The following is a 20273-nucleotide window of genomic DNA, read 5'->3' as shown; positions in this document are numbered from 1 at the left end:
GCTCACGACCGTGAGTCCCCTTTCCCGCACGTTCGTGCTGGCCGTCATGACCCTGTTCGCGGTCTACTTCCTGCTCCCGGTGTGGTGGCTGGTCGTCTCCGCCACCAAGGGCGGCGGGGAGATCTTCTCGGGCGACGGGTTCTGGTTCGGCGAGCGGTTCGCCCTGGTGGAGAACGTCCAGACCCTGTTCCAGGCCCAGGGCGGCATCTACGCGCGCTGGCTGCTCAACTCGCTGCTGTACGCGGTGGGCGGCGGGATCGTCTCCACGATCCTGGCGTCCATGTGCGGGTACGCGCTCGCGAAGTTCGCCTTCCCCGGCCGCGAGGCGGTCTTCGGTACCGTGCTGGCCGCCGTGCTCCTGCCCGCGCCCGTGCTCGCCATCCCGCTCTACCTGGTGTTCAGCTTCACCGGCACGATCAACACGTTCTGGGCCGTCTTCATCCCGAGCATCGTCAGCCCTTTCGGCGTGTACCTCAGCCGGATCTACGCCGCGTCCTCGATCCCGGACGCCCTGCTCGAGGCGGGCCGGATCGACGGCGCCGGAGAACTGCGCATCTTCGCGATGGGCGTGCGGCTCATGGCGCCCGCGATGGTGACGATATTCCTGTTCCAGTTCGTCGCGATCTGGACGAACTTCCTGCTGCCCTCACTCATGCTGGCCGACACGTCACTCCAGCCCGTGACCGTCGGTCTCGTCGGCTGGCGCGAGCTGCAGGGCTATCCCATCGGTTACAGCACCGTCGTCACGGGCGCGCTCGTCTCCATCGTGCCCGTGGTCGCCATGTTCCTGTCGCTGCAGTCGTTCTGGAGCAAGGGCCTCGCGACGGGGGCCGTCAAGTAGCCGACCCGCACACCAGCGAAAGGGTGACTCATGACCATCCTGGCCGGGGCACTGGCCTCGTTATGCGCCGCCGCGCTGCTCGTGGCGCCGCATGGAGCCGCTGCCGAAGCAGCCGACCCCCCGCCGGTCAACCTCCTCGCCGCCGACATGGACACCGGATTCGACAGCGGCACGAGTTCGCTGACCGTGGCCAACCCGGCCTCGGGAGGCACCCAGCAGATCGTGAGCGTGGGCGGTGACAACGCTGTCGAACTCCGGGACGCGGCCCAGGGCACGAACCTGTCGAGCTACTTCTCCCGGCGCTGGTCCTCCGGTGCGCTGAAGGACCGCGTCAACGCCGTCTACGCCCTGCCGGTGGGCAGCCCCGCCCAGCAGTTCGCGCTGCGCTACGAACTCAGGCGGAGCGCGGCCGGCACCAAGCCCGTCGCCAAGGACATCTACGCCCAGATCCAGTTCGGCAACTTCGACAACAACCTGGTGCCCCGGTTCCCCGTCCCGGCGGTGAGCGTCACCACGACCTCCGCCTACACCGGCACCTCCGGCGCCCTGTCTCAGGTCGACGAGACCGACCTCGCGCAGTACCGCTTCACGATCGTGCCCAACGGCGGGCAGCGGCTCGTCTCGACGGTCGAGGTCGGCTTCTCGGTACGCGTGGACACCGGCGGCACCGACGAGGCGATCGTCGTCGACGACCTCGGCGTCTACGAGCTGGGCAGCGTCTCCGACTCGGCGCCCCCGACCGCCCCGGCCGCGCTCACCCGCGGGGCCGTGTCCTCCAGTGGCGTCTCGCTCAGTTGGACGGCCGCCACCGACGACGTCGGCGTGACCGGGTACGACGTCTACCGTGACGGCTACCAGGTCACGTCCGTGGCCGGGAACGCCACCTCGGCGGTCGTGGGCGGCCTGATGCCCGCGACGAGCTACACGTTCACGGTGCGGGCGAAGGACGCGAGCGGCAAGGTCAGCGCGCCGAGCGCACCGCTCACCGCCACGACCGGCCCGTACGTGCCCGAGTCGCCGGCCCCGTTCCCCGGCACCCGCGAGACCCGGTCGGGCTGGCTGTGGGACAAGACCAAGGCCATGAAGGAGGAGAGCGGCGCGGTCAACGTGGCCCAGTACACGGCGCAGCTCGCGGACCACGAGAACGTGGCGGCCAACCTCGCCAAGCTCGACACGCTCTTCCAGAGCTACGACTACGAGCAGTACAAGACCATGGCGAAGATGTACGCCTACCTCATGGTCGGGGACCAGTTCAGCGCCGGCACGCTCGCGCACGTGCGCGGCTACTTCGCCTCGTACGCCTACCAGAAGCACCCGCAGACCGAGAACCTGCGGATGAGCAACTACGCCACCGGCTACCTCGTCGGCCAGTACTTCCCCGACCTCGCCGACCTGAACGGCAACTCCGGGGAGGCGCTGAAGAGCATCAACAAGGCCAACCTACTCGAAATGGTGAACGCGGGCGTGCGGCGGGGATGGGCCGAGTACCAGAGCCCCGAGTACACCTTCATGACGTACTTCTGCCTCAACGCCGTCTACCAGTGGGCCGACGACGCCGACCTGCGCCGGCGGGTCAAGATGGCGATGGACGTCATGTGGTTCGAGTGGGCGAACGACTGGATCAACGGCTACATGATCTCGTCGGAGAGCCGGGCCAAGGGCGACGCGCACGCGGCCAACGACCCGACGTGGCGGGCGGCGGACCACTCGACGCTCGCCTGGACGTACTTCGGCGGCCACCGGGCGCAGCAGGGCGTCGGCGAATCGGACAACCCGGCGCCGGCGGCGTACCGTCCGAACCTCGAGTACGCCGGCCTCGCCGCCTGGCGGGGGATGACGTACGCGCCGCCCGAGCTGGCCGTGCGGATCGGTCAGCGGACCGACAAGTCGTACACCTCCCGCAAGACGAACCTGCAGAACTCGAGCGGGCGGGCGATGGACATCTACCGCACGAGCTACGTACGCCCCACCTGGGGGCTCGGCACGGAGGTCCAGTACCGCCGGGTCGACAACTGGATCGAGGACCTGCCCGTCGTGCTCCGCTGGCACTCCGACGCCGCCAACCCGCTCTTCCGGCTGTCGGCCGACCAGGGCACCGCCCCGATCGGCACGTACAACCAGCCCGCCAACCACCGCGTGATGCAGAACGGCCCGACGGCGCTGGGCGTCTACAAGTCGTCGGGCGACCAGACCTCCAACTACCTCAACGCGCTGTTCCCCACCTCCGGCTCGATCCGCGAGCGCCGCGAGGTCGGTGGATGGACGGTCGCCGACGCCGGGTCCATGTACTTCGCGTACAAGCTGGTCAAGCCGGGCACGTGGTACCGCCAGACGCCGAACGACCCGGCCAACAGGGTGAAGACGACGGCGCAGACCCATCCGACCGCCGCTCTCAGCTACAGCTACGACATCCTGCGCAGCCAGGCCGACACGAACGGCTGGGTGCTGGAGACGGCGGACGCCTCCGCGTACGCCGACCTCGACGCGTTCGCGGACGCCCTGGTCAGCACCACGCGCCTGGACGTCAGCCACCTCGATGACGCCAATCCCCGGCTCGTCTACCACAGCCTGAGCGGGGACGAGCTGGACCTCACCTTCGACGCCGCGGCCCAGGCGCCCGGCCCCGCCCATCTCGTCAACGGCACGGCGATCGACTACGACTCGTTCAAGCTGTTCGACACCCCGTGGCTGCGGCAGGACAAGCTGGGCGCCACGTTCACCGCCTCGGTGGACGGCGCCTCCGTCGTCTACGACTTCGACCAGTGGACGGTGACCCCCACGACCGGCGGCTCCTAGCTCCCGCGGGGGGTGCCCTCCGCGTTCACTCGGAGGGCACCCTTGCCGGTCGGACGAGGGGTCAGTCGCAATGCACGCCTTCGAGGTTGGTGCTCTTCCCCGCCACCACCGATCCGCTCACGTTGATGCACTGGCCGGGCGCGGAGACGTACACCGGGTCGGCGTAGTACTGGTAGTAGTCGGCGTCGACGTCGTACCCGGAGTCGTCGCCTCGCGAGATCGAGACACCCTTCCAGGTCGTGGTGCCGTTGTAGGAACCGTAGCCGTAGGCCAGGGCGCAGTTCTTGCGGGCGCTCGAGCTGTAGTACACCTCCAGCGTGCCCGTGCGGGCCCCGGTCTTGGGGATGGGGTAGACGCCGACCCGGGTGTAGCCGCTGCCGCAGGGTCCGGCCGCACCGGCCGGGGCGGCGCTCACCATCAGCGTGCGTGACCACCACCACAAATCAGACTTGATGTGACGATTCACACAGGGGTCTGTCGCCCTCGCCGCCTGCGCGCCGTCGAACGGCAAGATCGGGCGGGCACGTGACCGTTCAGGCGCAGCACGCGCACGAACCGAGTGCCGATCCAGTGGATTATCGACATCCCCAGGGCGTGATTATCGGACAGGCGACTTGGACCGTCCTGGCAAATAGCGGTCAGCGCACTTGTCGGGTCCGGTGGGAAGGCGCACAGTCGAGGCACAATTATCCGGCCCTGGAGGATGGATGAACGGAAAACGCGCACCAAATCCCGGCGGCAGAATCACGGTGAGACGACTCTTATCGGCCGGCCTCGCGATATTCGCCGCCGCCTTCCTCGTCGCCCCGCCCGCGGCGGCCCTGGCCCTGCCGACGCCGAAGGAGTTCGTGTCGTATCTGGACCTGGAGTGCTTCAGGACCACCCCGTACCAGCCGCCGGCCGTCTCGCTGGCGCTGCGCCACATCAACCCCGTGCTCGTCAACCAGCCGCCCGTGCAGGTCACGCTCGGCCAGCGCGAGCAGTTGTGCGTCCCGGTGGCCAAGAACGACGTCGTCCCGCCGTCGAGCGTGCTCGGCTACCTCAGGTTCGTCGACCTTTCGTGCTACCGGGTGACCGGGCCGCAGATCAACCAGACCCTGAGCCTCCGCCATCTCAACCCGGTCCTGCAGAACGTGCCGGGCTTCAGCGCCACGCTGCTCGCGCCCCAGCACCTGTGCGTGCCGGTCGCCAAGAACGGCGTGGTGCCCACCCCCGACATCCTGCAGGTCATCTCCCACATCGACCTGCTGTGTTACACGCACCAGCCGAACCCGGCCGCCAACGTGGGCCTCAACCTGACCCAGCTCAACCCGGTGCTGACCAACCAGATCCCGCCCAGGTCCGTGCGGGTCACCAACGCCGGCCAGCTCTGCGTGCCGGTGCAGAAGGCCGGTGACGAGATCCCGCCGGACGTCTTCGAACTCGTCCGCTGGATCGACCTGGAGAAGTTCGACATCACCGGCCAGGCCGTCGGCCCGGTGTCGCTGACGCTGAGACACCTCAATCCGGTGCTGGCCAACCTCCCGGCCGAGGAAGTCAGAATCACCGGCCCGGCACAGCTCGCCGTACCCGTCTCCAAGAACGGCGCGGTGCCACCCGGCTGAGTTCGCCGAGAAAAGCCGGGCGGTAAATTCCGGCAGGCCGGAACAGCCGCCGCACGCAAATCAAATATGGCGTTAATCATACGTACGAAGGCCCGGCTCGCGGATCCCGCGGAAAAGGTCAGCAAAGCGGGACGAGCGAGCCGCGCCCATTAGCGTGGCGTCCGCCCGGTCGTTCACGGCCGTGGGAGGAAAGCCGACTGCGGGGCGGGCCACGGGCGGCCGGAGGGTTTGGCCCTGCCCTGATCCGGCGACCCCGCCCGTCCGCGTCGCGGCCGCTCGGGCGAGCGGAACTTCATGATCCACGGGTATTGACATTCGCGCCGGGCCCTGCCGGAGTGGACGTGGCTGTACTTATCAGAGAGGACCTGCCATGTCTCAGACGTACCGGCGCGTGGTCGTGCGTATCGGTTTAGCCCTTGGCCTTGTGCTCGCCTCGATCGCGTTCGCGGCCTCGCCGGCCTCGGCCCACACCCTGCGCGAAGCCGTCGTTTCCGAGCAGGGGTGCGGTTGGCCGAACGGCGCCTATACGCAGCTCATCAGGAATGACCTTTGGGATGACCGGAACAACATGCCCTTGGGCGAGGTCTATGTGTTGTGGAACGGCACCTATCAGGAGAACTGCGTAGTCACCCTGCGGGTCGGCCGGGCGGACGGCGTGGCCAGCTACACGGAGGCCGTCCTGGAGCGCCAGGGCAGGACGACCATCAGGGACGAGGGCAACTACGCCCACTACGCGGCGGCCAGCGGCTACGCCGCCGGCACGTGCATCAAGTGGACGGGATCCATCAAGGCGATCTACGGCGGCGGGATCTACGGCTCCACCACGACCTCGTGGCGGTTCTGCGACTAGGCCCTGCCGCCGTGGCCGGGTGAGGTCTCCGACGGATGGATCGACGACCAGGAAGTCCATCCGTTCGGAGACCTTGCGGCCCTTCAGCCCTGTCCGGGAACCCAGTTGCGCACGACCGGGGCGTATCCGGCCGGTTTGTCCCCGACCTTGACCCCCGGGCTGACCAGCCAGCTCTGGTAGTCCGGCGTGAACATGCGGTAGACCGACGGGGGCGGCACGGCGCTCGCCTCGTCGAGTTCGGCACGCAGGTCCGCGGGCAGCTCGAAGTCGAGCGCGGCCAGGTTCACGTCGAGTTGTTCCGCGCTGCTCGCGCCGACGATCGCGGCGGCGATGCCGGGCTGGGTGGCGACCCAGTTGAGCGCGACCTGGGCCGCCGAGACGCCCAGCCTGCCCGCGACGCTCTCGACCGTGGCCAGCAGCCGCCACTCCCGCTCCGTCCACGACTGCCCGGAGCCGGCGAGCCGGCCCGCTCCCGTCACCCCCTGGCCGGCGGGCCGGTACTTGCCGGTCAGGAAGCCGCCGCCGAGCGGGCTCCACGCGGTGATGCCGAGCCCCAGGCTCTGTCCCATCGGGACGTGCTCCAGCTCGATCTCCCGGCTGATGAGGGAGTAGGGCAACTGCAGGCTGACCACCGGTTCGAGGGAGTGGGCCTCGGCGTGGGTCTGGGCGCGGGAGGCGTACCAACCGGGTACGTCCGACAGGCCCGCGTAGCGGATCTTCCCGGCCCTGGTGAGGTCGTCGAAGGTGCGCATGACCTCCTCGACCGGCGTGATCCGGTCCCAGGTGTGCAGCAGGAACAGGTCGACGTGGTCGGTCCGCAGGCGGCGCAGCGACGCCTCGACGGCCCTGATCATGTGCTTGCGGCCGTTGCCGCCCGCGTTCGGGTCGCCGGGGTCCACGCTGTTGGTGTACTTGGTGGTGAGTACCAGCCGGTCGCGTACCTTGGCCTCGGCGATGAGGTTGCCGAGGATGACCTCGCTCTCTCCTGCGGTGTAGAAGTCCGCGGTGTCGATGAAGTTCCCACCCGCTTCGAGATAGCGGCGGAAGATCGGGCGGGCCTCCTCCTCGGTCCTGCCGTAGGCGGCGTGGAAGCCGCCGGTGCCGAAGTTCATCGTGCCCAGCGCCAGCGGGCTGACGCGCAGTCCCGAGCGGCCGAGCAGGTAGTAGCGGTCCATGGGCATGGCGGTCCCTCTCCGTTCAGATGCGACGCGGTTCAGCTTGCGCAGCCAAAAATGGACTGTCAAGTCCAGAAATGGTCCGGCCGGATCAGGAGAGGGCGCGCGAGCCGTCAGTCGTTCGTGGTCCTGGTCAGGGAACGAGGGCGCAGGTCGGTCCAGTGGGTCTCGATGTAGTCCAGGCAGGCGGCCCGGGTGTTCTCGGTGAGTACGACGGTCCAGCCGGCCGGGACCTCCGCGAAGGACGGCCACAAGGAGTGCTGGTTCTCGGCGTTGACCAGGACCAGGAAGCGGCCGTCGGCGTCGTCGAACGGATTGGTGGTCATGTTCGGTCCCTCCGGGGAGTCGGGTGGGTCGGGTGGCACGCCGTCGAGGGGCGACGACGGGGGCTCATCGGGCCACGGCCGAGCGGTAGGTCTCGTCGGTGGCGAGGAGGTCTCGATGGGTGCTCTCCGCGGTGATGACGCCGTCGTCCAGGACGAGGACGCGGTCGGCGGCGTCCAGGAAGGCCGGGCTGCTGGTGATCACGATGGTGGTGCGGTCGCGGCGGAGCCGTGCGACGTTGCGCGCGATGAGCTGTTCGGTGACCGCGTCGACGGCCGTCGTCGGGTCGTGCAGGACGAGGATGCCGGCGTCGGCGGCGAGAGCGCGGGCCAGGGACAGCCGTTGGCGCTGCCCGCCGGAGAGGTTCGCGCCCCGGTCGCGGACGCCGTGGTCGATCCCCTCGTGGTGGAGGGCGATGACGTCGGTCAGCATGGACGCCTCGACGGCCTCGGCGACCAGACGGCCGGTGCCCGCCGGGTCGATGTTCGTCCGCAGGGTGCCCGCGAAGATCTCCGCGTCGTACGGGTTCACCAGCAGGTGCTCGCGGACCGCCTCGATCGACAGGTCCCGCGTTTCGTGCCCGCCGACCCGCACGACCCCCTCGTACGCGCCGGGCGGGACGTTCACGGCCAGGAGGGAGACGAGGTCGGCCGCCGCGCCCGGCCGGTAGGCGGCGATCGCCACGAACTCGCCGGCGGGCACGTGGAACTTCAGCCCGCGCAGTGACCCGTATCGGACGTCGTCGACCTCCAGGTCCCCGCCCGCCGACGGGCGCCGTGTCCCCGGGGTCATCACCGCGGGCGCGGCCAGGACCAGCGCCATCCGCTCGGCCGACGCGCGCGCGACCATCACGTACTTCGGCATCTCCGAGAACAGCTTGAGCGGCTCCATGACGAACTGCGCCAGCCCCACGGCCATGACGAGCTGCCCGATGCTGATCCGGCCGTCGAACGCCAGCCACCCGGCCGTCAGGGTCACGGCGGTGGCGAGGACCGAGTTGAGCGCGAGCGCGGCGCCGGCGTACGCGCCGTTCACCTTGGCGACGGTGATCGCCTGGCTCTTCGCCTCCGTGCTGACCCTCCGGTAGGACAGGAACGCCGCGTGATTGCCGCCGAAGCCGTGCAGCGGGCGCAGGCCGGTGATCAGGTCGGCCACCTTCGCGCCCGCCCGCGCCACCCGGGCCTGCTGTTCGCGGGTGCCCGCGCCGATGCGCTGGGAGATCACGCTCAGGATCGACAGGATCGCGATGGTTCCCACGATCACCAGCAGGCCGAGCCAGACGCTGGCCGTGCCCAGCGCGACCGCGGTGATCAGCACCGCGACCAGTGAGCTGACCAGCAGCGGCACCACCTCGATGATGTCCGCGGTCTGGTCGGCGTCTTCGGTGGCGATGGTCAGCACCTCGCCGGACTTGAGATCGACGTCCCTGGCCACCGGCTGCAGCCCGCAGGCCGCGACCCGTACCCGCCAGCGGTGCGCCTCGGTCGTGTTGGCCTTCTGCAGGATGCGCATGCCGAACCGCCACGACAGCGACACGGTCGTGATGATCACCGCGAGCGCGGCGATCGACCAGCCCAGGGAAGCGAGGCCGCGCTCCCGCAGCGTGTGCTCGACGATCAGTCCGAGCGCGACGGGGAAGGCGGTCTCGGCGGCCTGGTACATGCCCATGAGGACGGTGCCCCAGGTCATGGCGCCCGCGTTGCGCCGCAGCGCGGTCCGCAGGATGCCGGATCCGGTCAGGGACATGTGCGGGTCAGGAGTTGTCATCGAGGTGCCGGGCAATCGCTTCCGGGGTTCGCAGGGCGAGGAGGTCACGGATGGTGATCACGGGGCCGTACTCGCGGCGGAGCAGCCCGATCAGTCGTACGGCCAGCATGGAGTGCCCTCCCAGTGACGAGAAGTCGCTCACCGCGCTCACCTCGTCCTCGTCCAGGTCCAGCGCCTCGGCGAAGAACTCGCACACCACCGCCTCGGTCCCGGTCGCCGGGCCGCGCTCGCCCGCCGTGGTCAGCGCGCCCAACGGCCTGGCCTCCGGCAGCGCCTTGACGTCGGCCTTCCCGTTCACCGTCAGCGGGATGGCGGCGACGTCGGCGTAGTGCGTGGGGCGCAGGTGGTCCGGCAGCCCCGCGCCCACCTCGGCGGCGACCGCCGCCAGGTCGGAGTCACCCAGGACGAGGTACGCGGCCAGCCGGTACGCGCCGTCGATCCCCGGTTCTGGCTGGGCGACCACGGCGGCGAACCGCACCGCGGGATGCGCCGTGAACGCGGCCTCGACCTCGCCCGGCTCGACCCGGTGCCCCCGGATCTTGACCTGCTGGTCGGTGCGGCCCAGGTACATCAGGTTCCCGTCGGGCCGCCGGACCACGAGGTCTCCCGTGCGGTACATGCGTTCTCCCGGTTCGCCGAACGGGCAGGCGACGAACCGGTGCGCGGTCTGGGCGGGCTGCCCGAGATAGCCGCGCGCGATGCCGACGCCCGACACGTACAGCTCGCCGGGAACGCCGTCCGGCACGGGCCGCAGCCAGGGGTCGAGCACGTACACGTCGGTGTTGTCGATCGCCACGCCCACCACCGGGTCCTGGCACTCGAAGGTGCCGACGCCGAGGGTGTTGATGGTGTACTCGGTGGGGCCGTACAGGTTGTAGCCGGCCGTCCCCTCGGTCTCGGCCAGCCGCCGCCACAGTGCCGGGGTCACCGCCTCGCCGCCCAGCAGCACCAGCGCGGGCCGCCGCGCCGGGTCGTCGAGCAGCCCCTCGGCCACCAGTTGCGAGGCGTAGGTGGGGGTGACGTTGACGACGTCGATGCCGTGCGCCAGGCAGTACTCGACCAGGCGGGGCGCGTCGCGGCGCAGTTCCTCGTCGCAGATGTGCACCTCGTGGCCGTCGGCGAGCCACAAAAGCTCCTCCCACGACATGTCGAACGCGAACGACACGGTGTGCGCGATCCGGAAGACCCGGTGCGCGTGCTCGGCCAGCACCGGTCCGAAGATCCGGCGCTGGTGGTTGACCAGCATGTTGGTGAGCCCGGCGTACTCGGTCACCACGCCCTTGGGCCTCCCGGTCGACCCCGAGGTGTAGATGGTGTACGCGGGGTGCCGCAGGCGGTTCGGATCGTCCGGCGCGAACGTGGTGAACGGCTCGGCCTCCGGCAGGGGGCGGTCCAGCTCGATCAGGTCGCCGGTCAGCCGGGGAGAGACCGCGCTCACGGTGAGGATCACGTCCGGCCGGGCGTCCGCGACGATGGTGGCGATCCGCTCGTCCGGGTGGTCCAGCTCCAGCGGAACGTACGCGGCCCCGACGCGCAACACGGCGAACAGCGCCACGATCGAGTCGAGAGAGCGCGGGATCGCCAGGCCGACGGTCTTCTCGGGGCCGAGGCCGCGCCGGGCGAGCACACCCGCCACCGCGCGACTGCGGTCCCGAAGCTCGGCGAACGTCATGGTCCGGCCGTGGGCGACGAGCGCGACCCGCTCCGGGTCGCGGTCCGCCGCCTGGTCGAACCGGTCGACCACGGTGTCGGTGCCGACGTCCGTCCGTTCGGCCGGCTCGGGCTCCGGCCCGAACCCGCGCAGCGCGCCCACCGGCCCGGTCGCGCGGGCCAGGTCGTCGAGTACGCGCAGGTAGTCGTCCAGGAGCCGGCGGGCGCGCTCCGCGTCGGGGTCGCGATGCTCCAGCTTGACCGTGAGCCGGTCGCCGGGCGTGACGACCCAGGTGAACGGGTAGTGCGTGGAGTCGTCGGCCCGTACCGCGGTGATGCCGTGCCTGGCGTTCATCGTGGCGAACGCGTCCAGGTCCAGGAAGTTCTGGAGCACGAAGAGGTTGTCGAACAGGGTGTCGTGGCCACTGGCCCGTTGGATCTCGCCGAGCCCCAGGTGCTCGTGGTCCATCGCCGCGGCTCTGTCCGCGTGCACGGCGGACAGGTAGTCGCGCACGGTGTCGTCCGGTCGTGCCCGCGTCCACATGGGCACGGTGTTGAGCAGGACGCCGACGATGCCGGACAGGCCCGCGCCCTCCCGGCCGGAGACGGTCACGCCGAACACGGCGTCGCCGCGGCCCGTGTGCGCGCCGAGCAGCAGGCCGAGCGCGCCGGTCAGCACCGCGTTCAGCGTGACGCCGTGGGTCCTGGCCGCTGCTCGCAGCAGTCGCGACTGTTCGGCGGACAGCGTGCGCACGAGTGCGCGCGGCAGCTCGTCGGGGAGCGACGGCGACGGCCCGTCGAGCAGCGTCGGGCCGGGCAGGCCGGTCAGGTGCTCGGCCCAGAAGCGCTTCGCGGCGGAGGTGTCCCTGGCGTCCAGCGCCCTGGCGTGGTCCTCGAAGCTCGGCGTGGCCGGGGCCGGGTGCGGCGGCTCGCCCGCGACGACGGCCTCGTAGGCGTCGAACAGGTCGCGCAGGACGATCTCGCGTGACCAGCCGTCCCACAGCAGCAGGTGGTAGCTCAGCAGCAGGCCGTCGCGGTCGCCGGGCAGGCGCACCACGGTCAGCCGGATCAGCGGCGGCTCACCCGGGTCGAAGCCCGTGTCGCGGTCCCGGGCGCGCAGGGCCTCGACGTCCGCCTCCGTCGGGAGCGCGACCGTGCGGACGTCGACCCGCCGGTTCGCCGCGAGGACCTGGACCGGGTTTCCCGCGGCGTCGGCGGTGAAGGCGGCGCCCACGCCCGGGTGCCGCCTGATCACGTGTGCCATCGCCTCGGCCAGGGCGTCCGCGTCCAGCCGCCGGTCGAAGGCGAAGTAGCTCTGCGCGACGTAGTGCCCGGCCGGGCCCGTCAGTTGCGCCTGGAAGAACAGGCCCCTCTGGAGCGGGGTCACCGGCGCCGTCCGCTCGGCCGTCTCGCAGGCGTCCGCGATCGACTCGAGCGCGCGCCGCCAGTGCTCGGTCAGCTCGTCGGGGATGCCCTCGGCGAGGGTGAAGACCGCGCGCAGGCCGTCGGTGTCCGCGTCGATCCACGCGTTGACCTCGACCGCGTACGGGCTGCCCTGGTCGCCGCCGGCGATGCGCAGGGATTGGGACTCGCTGCCCCGGCCGAGGTGGTTGAACAGCACCTGGGGGCGTGCGGCCAGCAGCGGGGCCGTCTGCGGGTTGAGGTACCTGAGCTGGCCGTAGGCGACCTGCCCGCGCTCGTCCCGCTGGCGGTGCGCGACCTCGCGCGCCGCGGCGACGGGGTCGGTGTGCGCGGTGAGCCGTACGGGCGCGATGGAGGTGAACCAGCCGACCGTCCGCGTGTAGTCGTGGTGTTCGAGCGCCGGGACCCGGCCGTGCCGCTCCACCTCGATCGCGAGGTCGGCGGGCGACCGCTGGACGCGCGTCAGCGCGGTACGCAGCGCGCCGCACAGCAGCTCGGTGAGACCGACGCCGAGCACGGCCGGCGCGGTACGCGTCACGCGGGCGGACACCTCGGGCGCGACCCGCACCTCGATCTCGCGCAGCCCTTCGACGACGGGCAGCAGCGCGGGCGCTTCGAGCGTGGTGACCCAGTGATCGAGGTCGCCGGTCACGTGGGCGGAGCGGCTCGTCAGCGCGTCGGCGTATTCGGCGTAGGACGTGGTCGGCGGTTCCGGAGGCACCCCGCGCAGGGCGGCGGCGAGGTCGTCCAGCAGGACCAGCCAGGACACCGAGTCGACGGCGAGGTGGTGCGCGGTGACCACCAGCGTCCGGCTCGCGGCCAGCCACGAGAACGCGATCACCTCCCCGGACTCGGGATCGAGCCGTCCGGCGGCTTCGTTCGCCACGGCCGTCGCGTCGGCCGAGTCCGTACGGGCGACGGCGACCTCGCGGGCGGGTTCGGTGCGCAGCGCCCACGTGCCGTGCTCGACGCGCAGCCGCAGCCGCAGGGCCGGGTGCGCGGCCACGACGGCGTTCGCGGCCCGCTCGGCGTCGCCGAACCCGGTGCCCTCGGGCGCCTCCAACGTCCTGGCCTGGGCGAACCGGGCGAGAGAGCCGCCCAGCTCCCGTTGCCGCAGGATGATCGGCGTCGGGGCCAGCGGGCCGTCCGCGCCGAGGGCGGGCACGGCCGCCGGGGTCCGCGGCGTGCGCGTCGCCAGGTGCTCGGCCAGTGCGCGCGGCGTCCTGTACAGGAACACCTCCCGCGCGGTGATCGGCAGGCCGAGCGACCTGGCCCGGTTGACCACCCTGATGGCGACGATGCTGTCGCCCCCGGCGGCGAAGAAGTCGGTGTCGCCGTGCACCTCGCCCCCGGGCAGCGCCCCGGCGAAGACGGCCACCAACGTGGCGAGGGCAGAGCCGCCTGCGGTCCCGCGACCGCTCACTGAGGTTTCGTCCCGCGCGGCGCGCTCGCCGAGGGCCTCGCGGTCCAGTTTGCCGTTGACCGTCAGCGGCAGGGAGCCGACCGGCAGCACCAGGCCCGGCACCATGTACGCGGGCAGCTTCGCCGACAGCAGGCCGACGAGGTCGTCCGGCGCCTCACCCACGACGTGCGCCACCAGGTGGTCGCCGCCGGCGGCCACGGTGACCGCCACGTCCACCACGCCGTCGACCTCCCTGATCGCGGCCTCCACCTCGCCCAGCTCGATGCGGAAGCCCTTGAGCTGCACCTGGTCGTCGGCCCGGCCGACGAACTCCAGCTCGCCGTCGAGCGTGCGGCGGGCCAGGTCGCCCGTGTGGTACATGCGGGAGCCGTCACCCGCGAACGGGTCGGCCACGAACCGGCTCGCGGTGAGCCCCGGCCTGCCCAGATAGCCGTGCGCCACCTGGTCGCCGGCGACGTAGATGGCGCCCACCCGGCCCGGCGGCACCGGACGGAGCCGGTCGTCGAGCAGGTGGGTGACCAGACCGGGGATCGGACCGCCGATCGGGCTGACGCCGTCGCGAGGGGCGCGGGGGGCGAAGTCGTCGTCGGTCAGCACCCGGTGCGTGACGTGGACGGTGGTCTCGGTGATGCCGTACATGTTGACGAGTTCGGGCGAGCCGGTGCCGTGCCGCTCGACCCAGCCGCGCAGCCGCCCGAGGTCCAGCGCCTCACCGCCGAAGATGATCCGGCGCAGCGCGGTGAGCGGCTCGCCTGCATGCTTGTCGGCCTCGATGAACTGGTAGAACGCCGACGGTGTCTGGTTGAGCACGGTCACGCCGCGCTCGCGGACCAGCCGGTGGAAGTCGACCGGGGAGCGGGTCAGCCCGTACTCCGGGACCAGCACCTCACCGCCGTGGGCCAGCGCGCCCCACAGCTCCCACACCGCGAAGTCGAAGGAGTAGGAGTGGAACTGGACCCAGACGTCGTGCGGGCCGAAGCCCATCTCGGGCCGGGTGTTCGCGAGCAGCGTCACGACGGCGGAGTGCGGGACGACGACGCCCTTGGGCCGGCCGGTCGACCCAGAGGTGTAGATCACGTACGCCGGGTCGTGCCAGTCGGCCTCGGACGTGGTGGTGTCCAGCGGCAGCTCGTCACCTGGCGCGAGCACGCGGACCGGCACGCCCGCCCTGGCCGCCAGCTCCGTGAAGCGCTCGCGCTGTTCCCGGTCCACGAGAACGACCGTCGGGCGGGCGTCGGCGAGGACGTACTCCAGCCGTTCGTCCGGGTGGGCGAGGTCCAGCGGCACGTACGCGGCCCCGGCGGAGACGATCGCGACCAGGGCGACGACCTGCTCGACAGAGCGTGGGACGGCGACGGCGACCCGTTCGCCCGGTCCGGCCCCGGCCGCGCGCAGCGCCGAGGCCAGCTCGTTCTTCGCCCGCAGCAGTTCGCCGTAGGTCAGCGACCGGCTGCTGCCGTCGAGACCGCACTGGGTGACGGCGGTGGCGGCCGGTGCGCGGCGCGCGGCGGCGTCGAACAGCCCGCCCAAGGTCGCCGGGGTGATCCGCGCGGGGTGCCCGGCGCCGCCGGTCACCAGGTCGTCCGGCCGGGTGAGCAGGCCGGTCAGGTTCCGGACGAACGCGCGCAGGATCGCCCGCGCCTGCCCGTCGCGCAGCAGTTCGCCGTCGTAGATCAGGTTGAAGCGGGGCCGGCCGTCGGGTACGCGCTCCACCACCAGCGTCAACGGATAGTGCGGCGCTCCCTCGTTCACGATGTCGGTGATCACGAACTCGTCGCCCGGCCTGCGCAGACCGTCCACCTCGGTGGCGACGTCGAACACCACCAGGGTGTCGAACAGGGGGCCGCGGCCGGCCTGGCGGCCGATCCTGGCCAGGGAGACGTGCTGGTGCGCCAGCACCGCGCTCTGGTGCCGGCGCACCGAGGCGAGCAGGTCGCGGGCCGTGGTGGCGCCGTCCCATCGGGCGCGTACGGGGATGGTGTTGATGAGCAGGCCCACCACGTCCTCGATGCCGGGCACGTCCGCCTCTCGCCCGGACACCGTGGAGCCGAACACCACGTCCTCGCGGTGCAGGAGGCCGCCCAGCGTCACGGCCCACGCGCTGTGCACGGCGACGCTCAGGGGCACGCCCGCCGACCGGACGGCCGCGTCGACGTCGTTCCCGTCCTCGACGGCGGTTTCCGCGAACCGGCCGGACGGGGTGTGCCCCTCGGCTACCAGCGAAGGGCCGGGCAGACCGGCGAGCTGGTCGCGCCACACCCGGTCGCTCTCGGCGTCGTCGCGCGCGGCGAGGCGGCGTACGTGGTCGGAGAAGCCGTCGTGCGGGTGCCCGGTCCCCGGCGCGTGGTACTCGGCGAGCAGCGCGCGCAGCATCGGGGGCACCGACCAGCCGTCGGCGACGAGGTGGTGCACGGTCTGTATCAGCACGCTCCTTCCCGCACCCGTGCGGATGAGGGTGTAGCGCATCAGCGGGCCGGCGGCCAGGTCGAACCCGGTGCGGCGGTCCTGTTCCGCGAGGTCACGGATCTCGCCGGCGGTGATGCCGGGGCGGTCCAGGGTCGCGAACGGGGCTCGCCCGCCGCTGTCCAGCACCGAGACCACGCGGCCGTCGGCGAGGGCCACGAACCGGGCGGCCAGGTTCGGGTACAGCACGAACAGGCGGGTCGCCGCGGCGGCCAGCCGGTCGGCGTCCACCTCGCGGTCGAGACAGCCGTCCAGCATCAGTATCTGCTGCTCGACGTAACTGCCCGCGGAGTCGTCGTCGAAGACCGAGTGGAAGTACAGGCCCTCCTGCAGCGGGGTCAGCGGCAGGACGTCCCGCAGCGCCGGGCCGTCCAGGGCGTCGACGTCGGCCTGGGTGAGGGACACCGCGCCGAAGTCGCTGGGCGAGTGACCGCCCCGCTCCAGCGCGGCCACCCCGGTCAAGGCCGCCAGGAAGTACTCGCCGATCGTCGCGACGTCCTCGTCGGCGAACCTCCCGTCCGGCCAGGAGATGGTGGTGACCAGCTCGTACGCGCCGGTCGGGCCGGGCTCGGCGATCGCGTTGAACTCCAGGGCGCGCGGCAGGCGCATCCTCGGGTCGCGTCGTTCGCCCAACTGCCCCGTGGCGCCCGCGAGCTGCCAGTCGCCTGACCCGCCCGCGTCGAAGCGGCCGAGGTAGTTGAACAGCACCTGCGGGGCGGGCGCGTCGAACCCGGTCCCGGCCAGGTACCGCAGGGCGCCGTAGGACACGCCGTTGCCCGGCACCCGGGCGAGGTCTTCCTTGACCGCCTTGAGCGCCGCGGACAGGTACTCGGGGGCGGTGAAGTCGGCCGCCGCGCCGGGGTCCACGGTCACCGGGAACAACGTGGTGAACCAGCCGACGGTCCGCGACAGGTCCGGCTCGTAACCGGCGACGCCCGCCACGAACCGTCCTTCGCGGCCGTGGCCCTCCAGCTCGATGTGCGCGAACGTCTGATCGTCTCCGAGGTCGCGACGCCACCGGGCGAGGGCGACGGCGAGCGCGGTCAGCAGCACGTCGTTGACGCCCGTGTGGAACCTCGCGGGGATCTCGCCCAGCAGCGCGGCGGTGACCTCGGGCCCGGCCGAGACCGTCCGCGTCCTCTCACGCGCGACGGTGTCGGACTCCGCCGGCGGACGCCTGCCCAGCGGCCCGTCCGCTCCCGGCAGCGGCCGGGCGAAGTAGCCGGGGTCCGCCTCGAACGCCGCGCGCTCCAGCAGTTGCGTCCATCTCCTGAACGACGTGCCCACCGGAGGCAGCTCGACCGGCGCGCCCGAGGTGAGCTGCCGCCACGCCGTGGCCAGGTCCTCCATCAGGATCCGCCACGAAACGCCGTCGATCACCACGTGATGGACGACCAGGACCAGTTGCCGGGCCTCGGGCCGCCAGACCGCGCGAAGCATCCCGCCGCCCTCCGGGTCCAGCCCCTCGATGGCGAGTTCGACGCACTCGTCGAGCGGCAGGTCGCTCCGCAACCGGCGCGCGACGGCCCGGCCCGCCGCCGGGGCCGCCACCTGATCCGCCTCCGGTATGTCGAAGCCCCACCGCGCGCCGCGCGTCAGCCGGGCGCGCAGCATGTCGTGCCGCCCGACCAGGGCGGCGAGCAGCTCGTCCAGGAGGTCGGCGGTCAGGTCCGCCGGGGTGTTGAGCACCACCGACTGCACGAAGCCGTCGATCGCGTCCGTCGTCCGGCCGAGCCACTGCACGATCGGCGCCCCTGTGACGGAGCCGGTCGCGACGTCCTCGCGGTCCGCGGCGGGCACGCCCTCACGGCTCGCCGCCGACGCCAGCGCCCGCAAGGTACCGCTGTCGAAGATCTGCGCCGCCGTGAGGTGGAGTCCCGCGTCGCGCAGCGCGCTCATCAGGGAGATCGCCAGAATGCTGTCTCCGCCCAGCCTGAAGAAGTTCTGGTCGACACCGACCTCGTCCAGCCGGAGCAGCGACGCGACCGCCGCGCACACCACCCGCTCGTTCTCCGTGGCGGGCGGGAGGAACGCGGCCGCCTGGGGCAGCGGCTCCGGCAGCGCGGCACGGTCCAGCTTGCCGTTCGGGGTGAGCGGGAACGCCTTCATCACCACGACGTGCGCGGGCACCATGTACTCGACCAGGTGCTCGGCGGCCCACTCCCGGACCTCGCCAGCCCGCAGGCCCTCGCTCCCCGCTGCCGGGATCACGTACCCCACCAGGTAGGTGCCGCCCGCCGCGTTCTTCTTCGCGACGACGCAGGCATGCCGCACCCGGGGGTGCTCCGCGAGGCCGGCCTCGACGTCCTCGATCTCCAGCCGCATGCCGCGGATCTTGATCTGGTTGTCGGCCCGGCCGAGGAAGTCCAGCGAACCGTCCGGCGCGAACCGCGCCAGGTCGCCGGTCCGGTACAGCCGGGAGCCGTCCCCGGCGAAGGGATTCGCCACGAACCGGGACGCCGTCAGGCCGGGCGCGTTGACGTACCCGCGGCCCAGGAGGAACCCGCCCACGTACAGTTCGCCGCCGACGCCTACCGGGACCGGGCGCAGCTCGTCGTCCAGCACGTACAGCTCAGTGTTGGGGTTGGCTCTGCCGATCGACGTCGACAGGCGCTCGGCCGCGCCCCGGTAGATGACATGGGAGACGCCGATCGTCGTCTCGGCCGGGCCGTAGCCGTGGTACATGGGGATGTCGAGCCGGGTGCGGAAGCGTTCGTACAGCTCCGGGGTCAGCACCTCGCCGCCGCACCACACGTGCCTCAGGCTGGCCAGCCGCCCGGAGTCGCCCGCGATCTCCAGCAGCACGTCCAGCATGGACGACACCAGGTACGTGAAGGTGACGCACTGCTCGGCGATCACGCTGAGCAGGTGGTGCGGGTCGCGTTCGCCGCCGGGTCGCAGGATGACCAGCCGGCCGCCGTACACCAGCGGCAGGAAGATCTCGTTGATGGAGATGTCGAACGACAGCGGCGCCTTGAACAGCGACGCGTCGTCGTGGCCGAACCCCAGGATCTCCCTGCCCTGCCACAGCAGGCGTTCGCTGATCGCCTCGTGCCGGATCATCGCGCCCTTGGGCCGCCCGGTCGAACCCGACGTGAAGATCACGTACGCCAGGGCGGGGCCGGGCACGCCGACCTCGGTGTCGCCGGCGGGATACGAGCCGAATCGCCAGTCGTCGAGGTCGAGGCCCACGGCCTCCGGCTCACCCGCGTCCCGCTCGCCTGAGTCGTTGAGCTGCACGACGACCCGGGCGTCCTCGATGACGACCGCTCGGCGCTCGGCGGGCCACTGCGGGTCGAGCGGCACGAACGCGCACCCCGCCTGGAGCACGCCCAGCAGCCCGATCACCATCTCGGCGGAGCGGCCCAGCGAGATACCGACGAGCTGCTCGGCGGTGAGCCCGCGGGCGATCAGGTGGTGGGCCAACTGGTTGGACAGCTCGGCCGCCTCGCGGTAGGTGAGCGACCGGCGTCCGTCCACGATGGCGATGGCGTCCGGCCTGGTCCTGGCCTGCTCCCTGAACAGCTCCACGAGGGTCGGGCGCACCCGGTCGACCCTGTTGTCGTTCCATTCGGCCAGGGCGTCGAGCCGGGCCGGCACGCTGGACGGGCCGATGGTGCCCAGGGGCCGGTCGGGGAAGTCGGCCAGATCGTCCAGCGCGAGCTGCGCGTCGGTCAGCGAGACGCTCTCGGGGACGGTGATGCCGCGGCCGTCCGCGCCGACCTCCCAGCCGCCGTCCCCGCCGTTGTCGACCCATCCGAGGACGTCGGCGAACAGGGTGCCGGGGGTGAGGTCGAGGCTGTCGGGGCCCTGGCCCGTCGCCCAGTAGGCCAGCCCGATGGCGCACGCCTTGGTGATGGTGCTGTCGGAGTGTTCGCCGGTCCGCCGGCGCACGTCGGCCAGGCGCGCGGGAGAAAGCAGTGCGAGACGCGTGCTCGGTTCCGTCATCGAATCCGTC

9 protein-coding genes are annotated in these 20273 nt (G+C 71.6%); 4 read left to right on the top strand and 5 right to left on the bottom strand.

Features of this window, described 5'->3' with window-relative positions:
• Positions 1-10 precede the first annotated feature (10 nt).
• Both ACZ6S0_RS05910 and ACZ6S0_RS05905 read left to right on the top strand, forming a co-directional pair.
• The gene (locus ACZ6S0_RS05910; RefSeq protein WP_465913699.1) at positions 11-841 is read left to right on the top strand and encodes a carbohydrate ABC transporter permease; all 831 of its coding nucleotides are present in this window, start codon (positions 11-13) and stop codon (positions 839-841) included.
• Positions 842-871: 30 nt separating this feature from the next.
• On the top strand, positions 872-3637 hold the full coding sequence (locus ACZ6S0_RS05905; RefSeq protein ID WP_465913697.1) for a fibronectin type III domain-containing protein: 2766 nt from the start codon (positions 872-874) through the stop codon (positions 3635-3637).
• A gap of 61 nt (positions 3638-3698) precedes the next feature.
• Here ACZ6S0_RS05905 and ACZ6S0_RS05900 read toward each other — a convergent pair whose 3' ends face one another.
• Entirely contained in the window at positions 3699-4103 is a 405-nt protein-coding gene (locus tag ACZ6S0_RS05900; protein WP_465913695.1) for a hypothetical protein, read from the bottom strand.
• 283 nt (positions 4104-4386) lie between these two features.
• Between ACZ6S0_RS05900 and ACZ6S0_RS05895 the strand changes: the two genes are divergently transcribed.
• Together ACZ6S0_RS05895 and ACZ6S0_RS05890 are read left to right on the top strand one after the other, a co-directional pair.
• A complete protein-coding gene (locus ACZ6S0_RS05895) occupies positions 4387-5241 on the top strand; it encodes a hypothetical protein (RefSeq protein WP_465913693.1) in 855 nt (284 codons plus the stop codon).
• Between the two features lie 370 nt (positions 5242-5611).
• Positions 5612-6091, top strand: a complete 480-nt coding sequence (locus ACZ6S0_RS05890) for a hypothetical protein (protein ID WP_465913692.1) — start codon at positions 5612-5614, stop codon at positions 6089-6091.
• A gap of 83 nt (positions 6092-6174) precedes the next feature.
• Here ACZ6S0_RS05890 and ACZ6S0_RS05885 read toward each other — a convergent pair whose 3' ends face one another.
• The 4 genes from ACZ6S0_RS05885 to ACZ6S0_RS05870 form a co-directional block, all read right to left on the bottom strand.
• Complete coding sequence (locus tag ACZ6S0_RS05885) at positions 6175-7272, bottom strand: aldo/keto reductase (protein WP_465913690.1); 1098 nt, start codon at positions 7270-7272, stop codon at positions 6175-6177.
• A 107-nt stretch (positions 7273-7379) separates the two neighbouring features.
• Complete coding sequence (locus tag ACZ6S0_RS05880; RefSeq protein WP_465913688.1) at positions 7380-7592, bottom strand: MbtH family protein; 213 nt, start codon at positions 7590-7592, stop codon at positions 7380-7382.
• A gap of 64 nt (positions 7593-7656) precedes the next feature.
• A complete protein-coding gene (locus tag ACZ6S0_RS05875; RefSeq protein ID WP_465913686.1) occupies positions 7657-9336 on the bottom strand; it encodes an ABC transporter ATP-binding protein in 1680 nt (559 codons plus the stop codon).
• 7 nt (positions 9337-9343) lie between these two features.
• Entirely contained in the window at positions 9344-20263 is a 10920-nt protein-coding gene (locus tag ACZ6S0_RS05870; RefSeq protein ID WP_465913685.1) for a non-ribosomal peptide synthetase, read from the bottom strand.
• Positions 20264-20273: the final 10 nt, after the last annotated feature.

The organism is Nonomuraea sp. NPDC051298 (assembly GCF_055586305.1).
Note: the sequence above shows the minus strand (reverse complement) of the source record. Positions and strands in the feature narration are given on the sequence as shown.

What these genes read in the sequence shown, in the direction of transcription:
- ACZ6S0_RS05905 (WP_465913697.1), top strand. Translation starts at nt 872, where the DNA reads ATGACCATCCTGGCCGGGGCACTGGCCTCGTTATGCGCCGCCGCGCTG.
- ACZ6S0_RS05890 (WP_465913692.1), top strand. Translation starts at nt 5,612, where the DNA reads ATGTCTCAGACGTACCGGCGCGTGGTCGTGCGTATCGGTTTAGCCCTT.
- ACZ6S0_RS05885 (WP_465913690.1), bottom strand. Translation starts at nt 7,272, where the DNA reads ATGCCCATGGACCGCTACTACCTGCTCGGCCGCTCGGGACTGCGCGTC.
- ACZ6S0_RS05880 (WP_465913688.1), bottom strand. Translation starts at nt 7,592, where the DNA reads ATGACCACCAATCCGTTCGACGACGCCGACGGCCGCTTCCTGGTCCTG.
- ACZ6S0_RS05875 (WP_465913686.1), bottom strand. Translation starts at nt 9,336, where the DNA reads ATGTCCCTGACCGGATCCGGCATCCTGCGGACCGCGCTGCGGCGCAAC.
- ACZ6S0_RS05870 (WP_465913685.1), bottom strand. Translation starts at nt 20,263, where the DNA reads ATGACGGAACCGAGCACGCGTCTCGCACTGCTTTCTCCCGCGCGCCTG.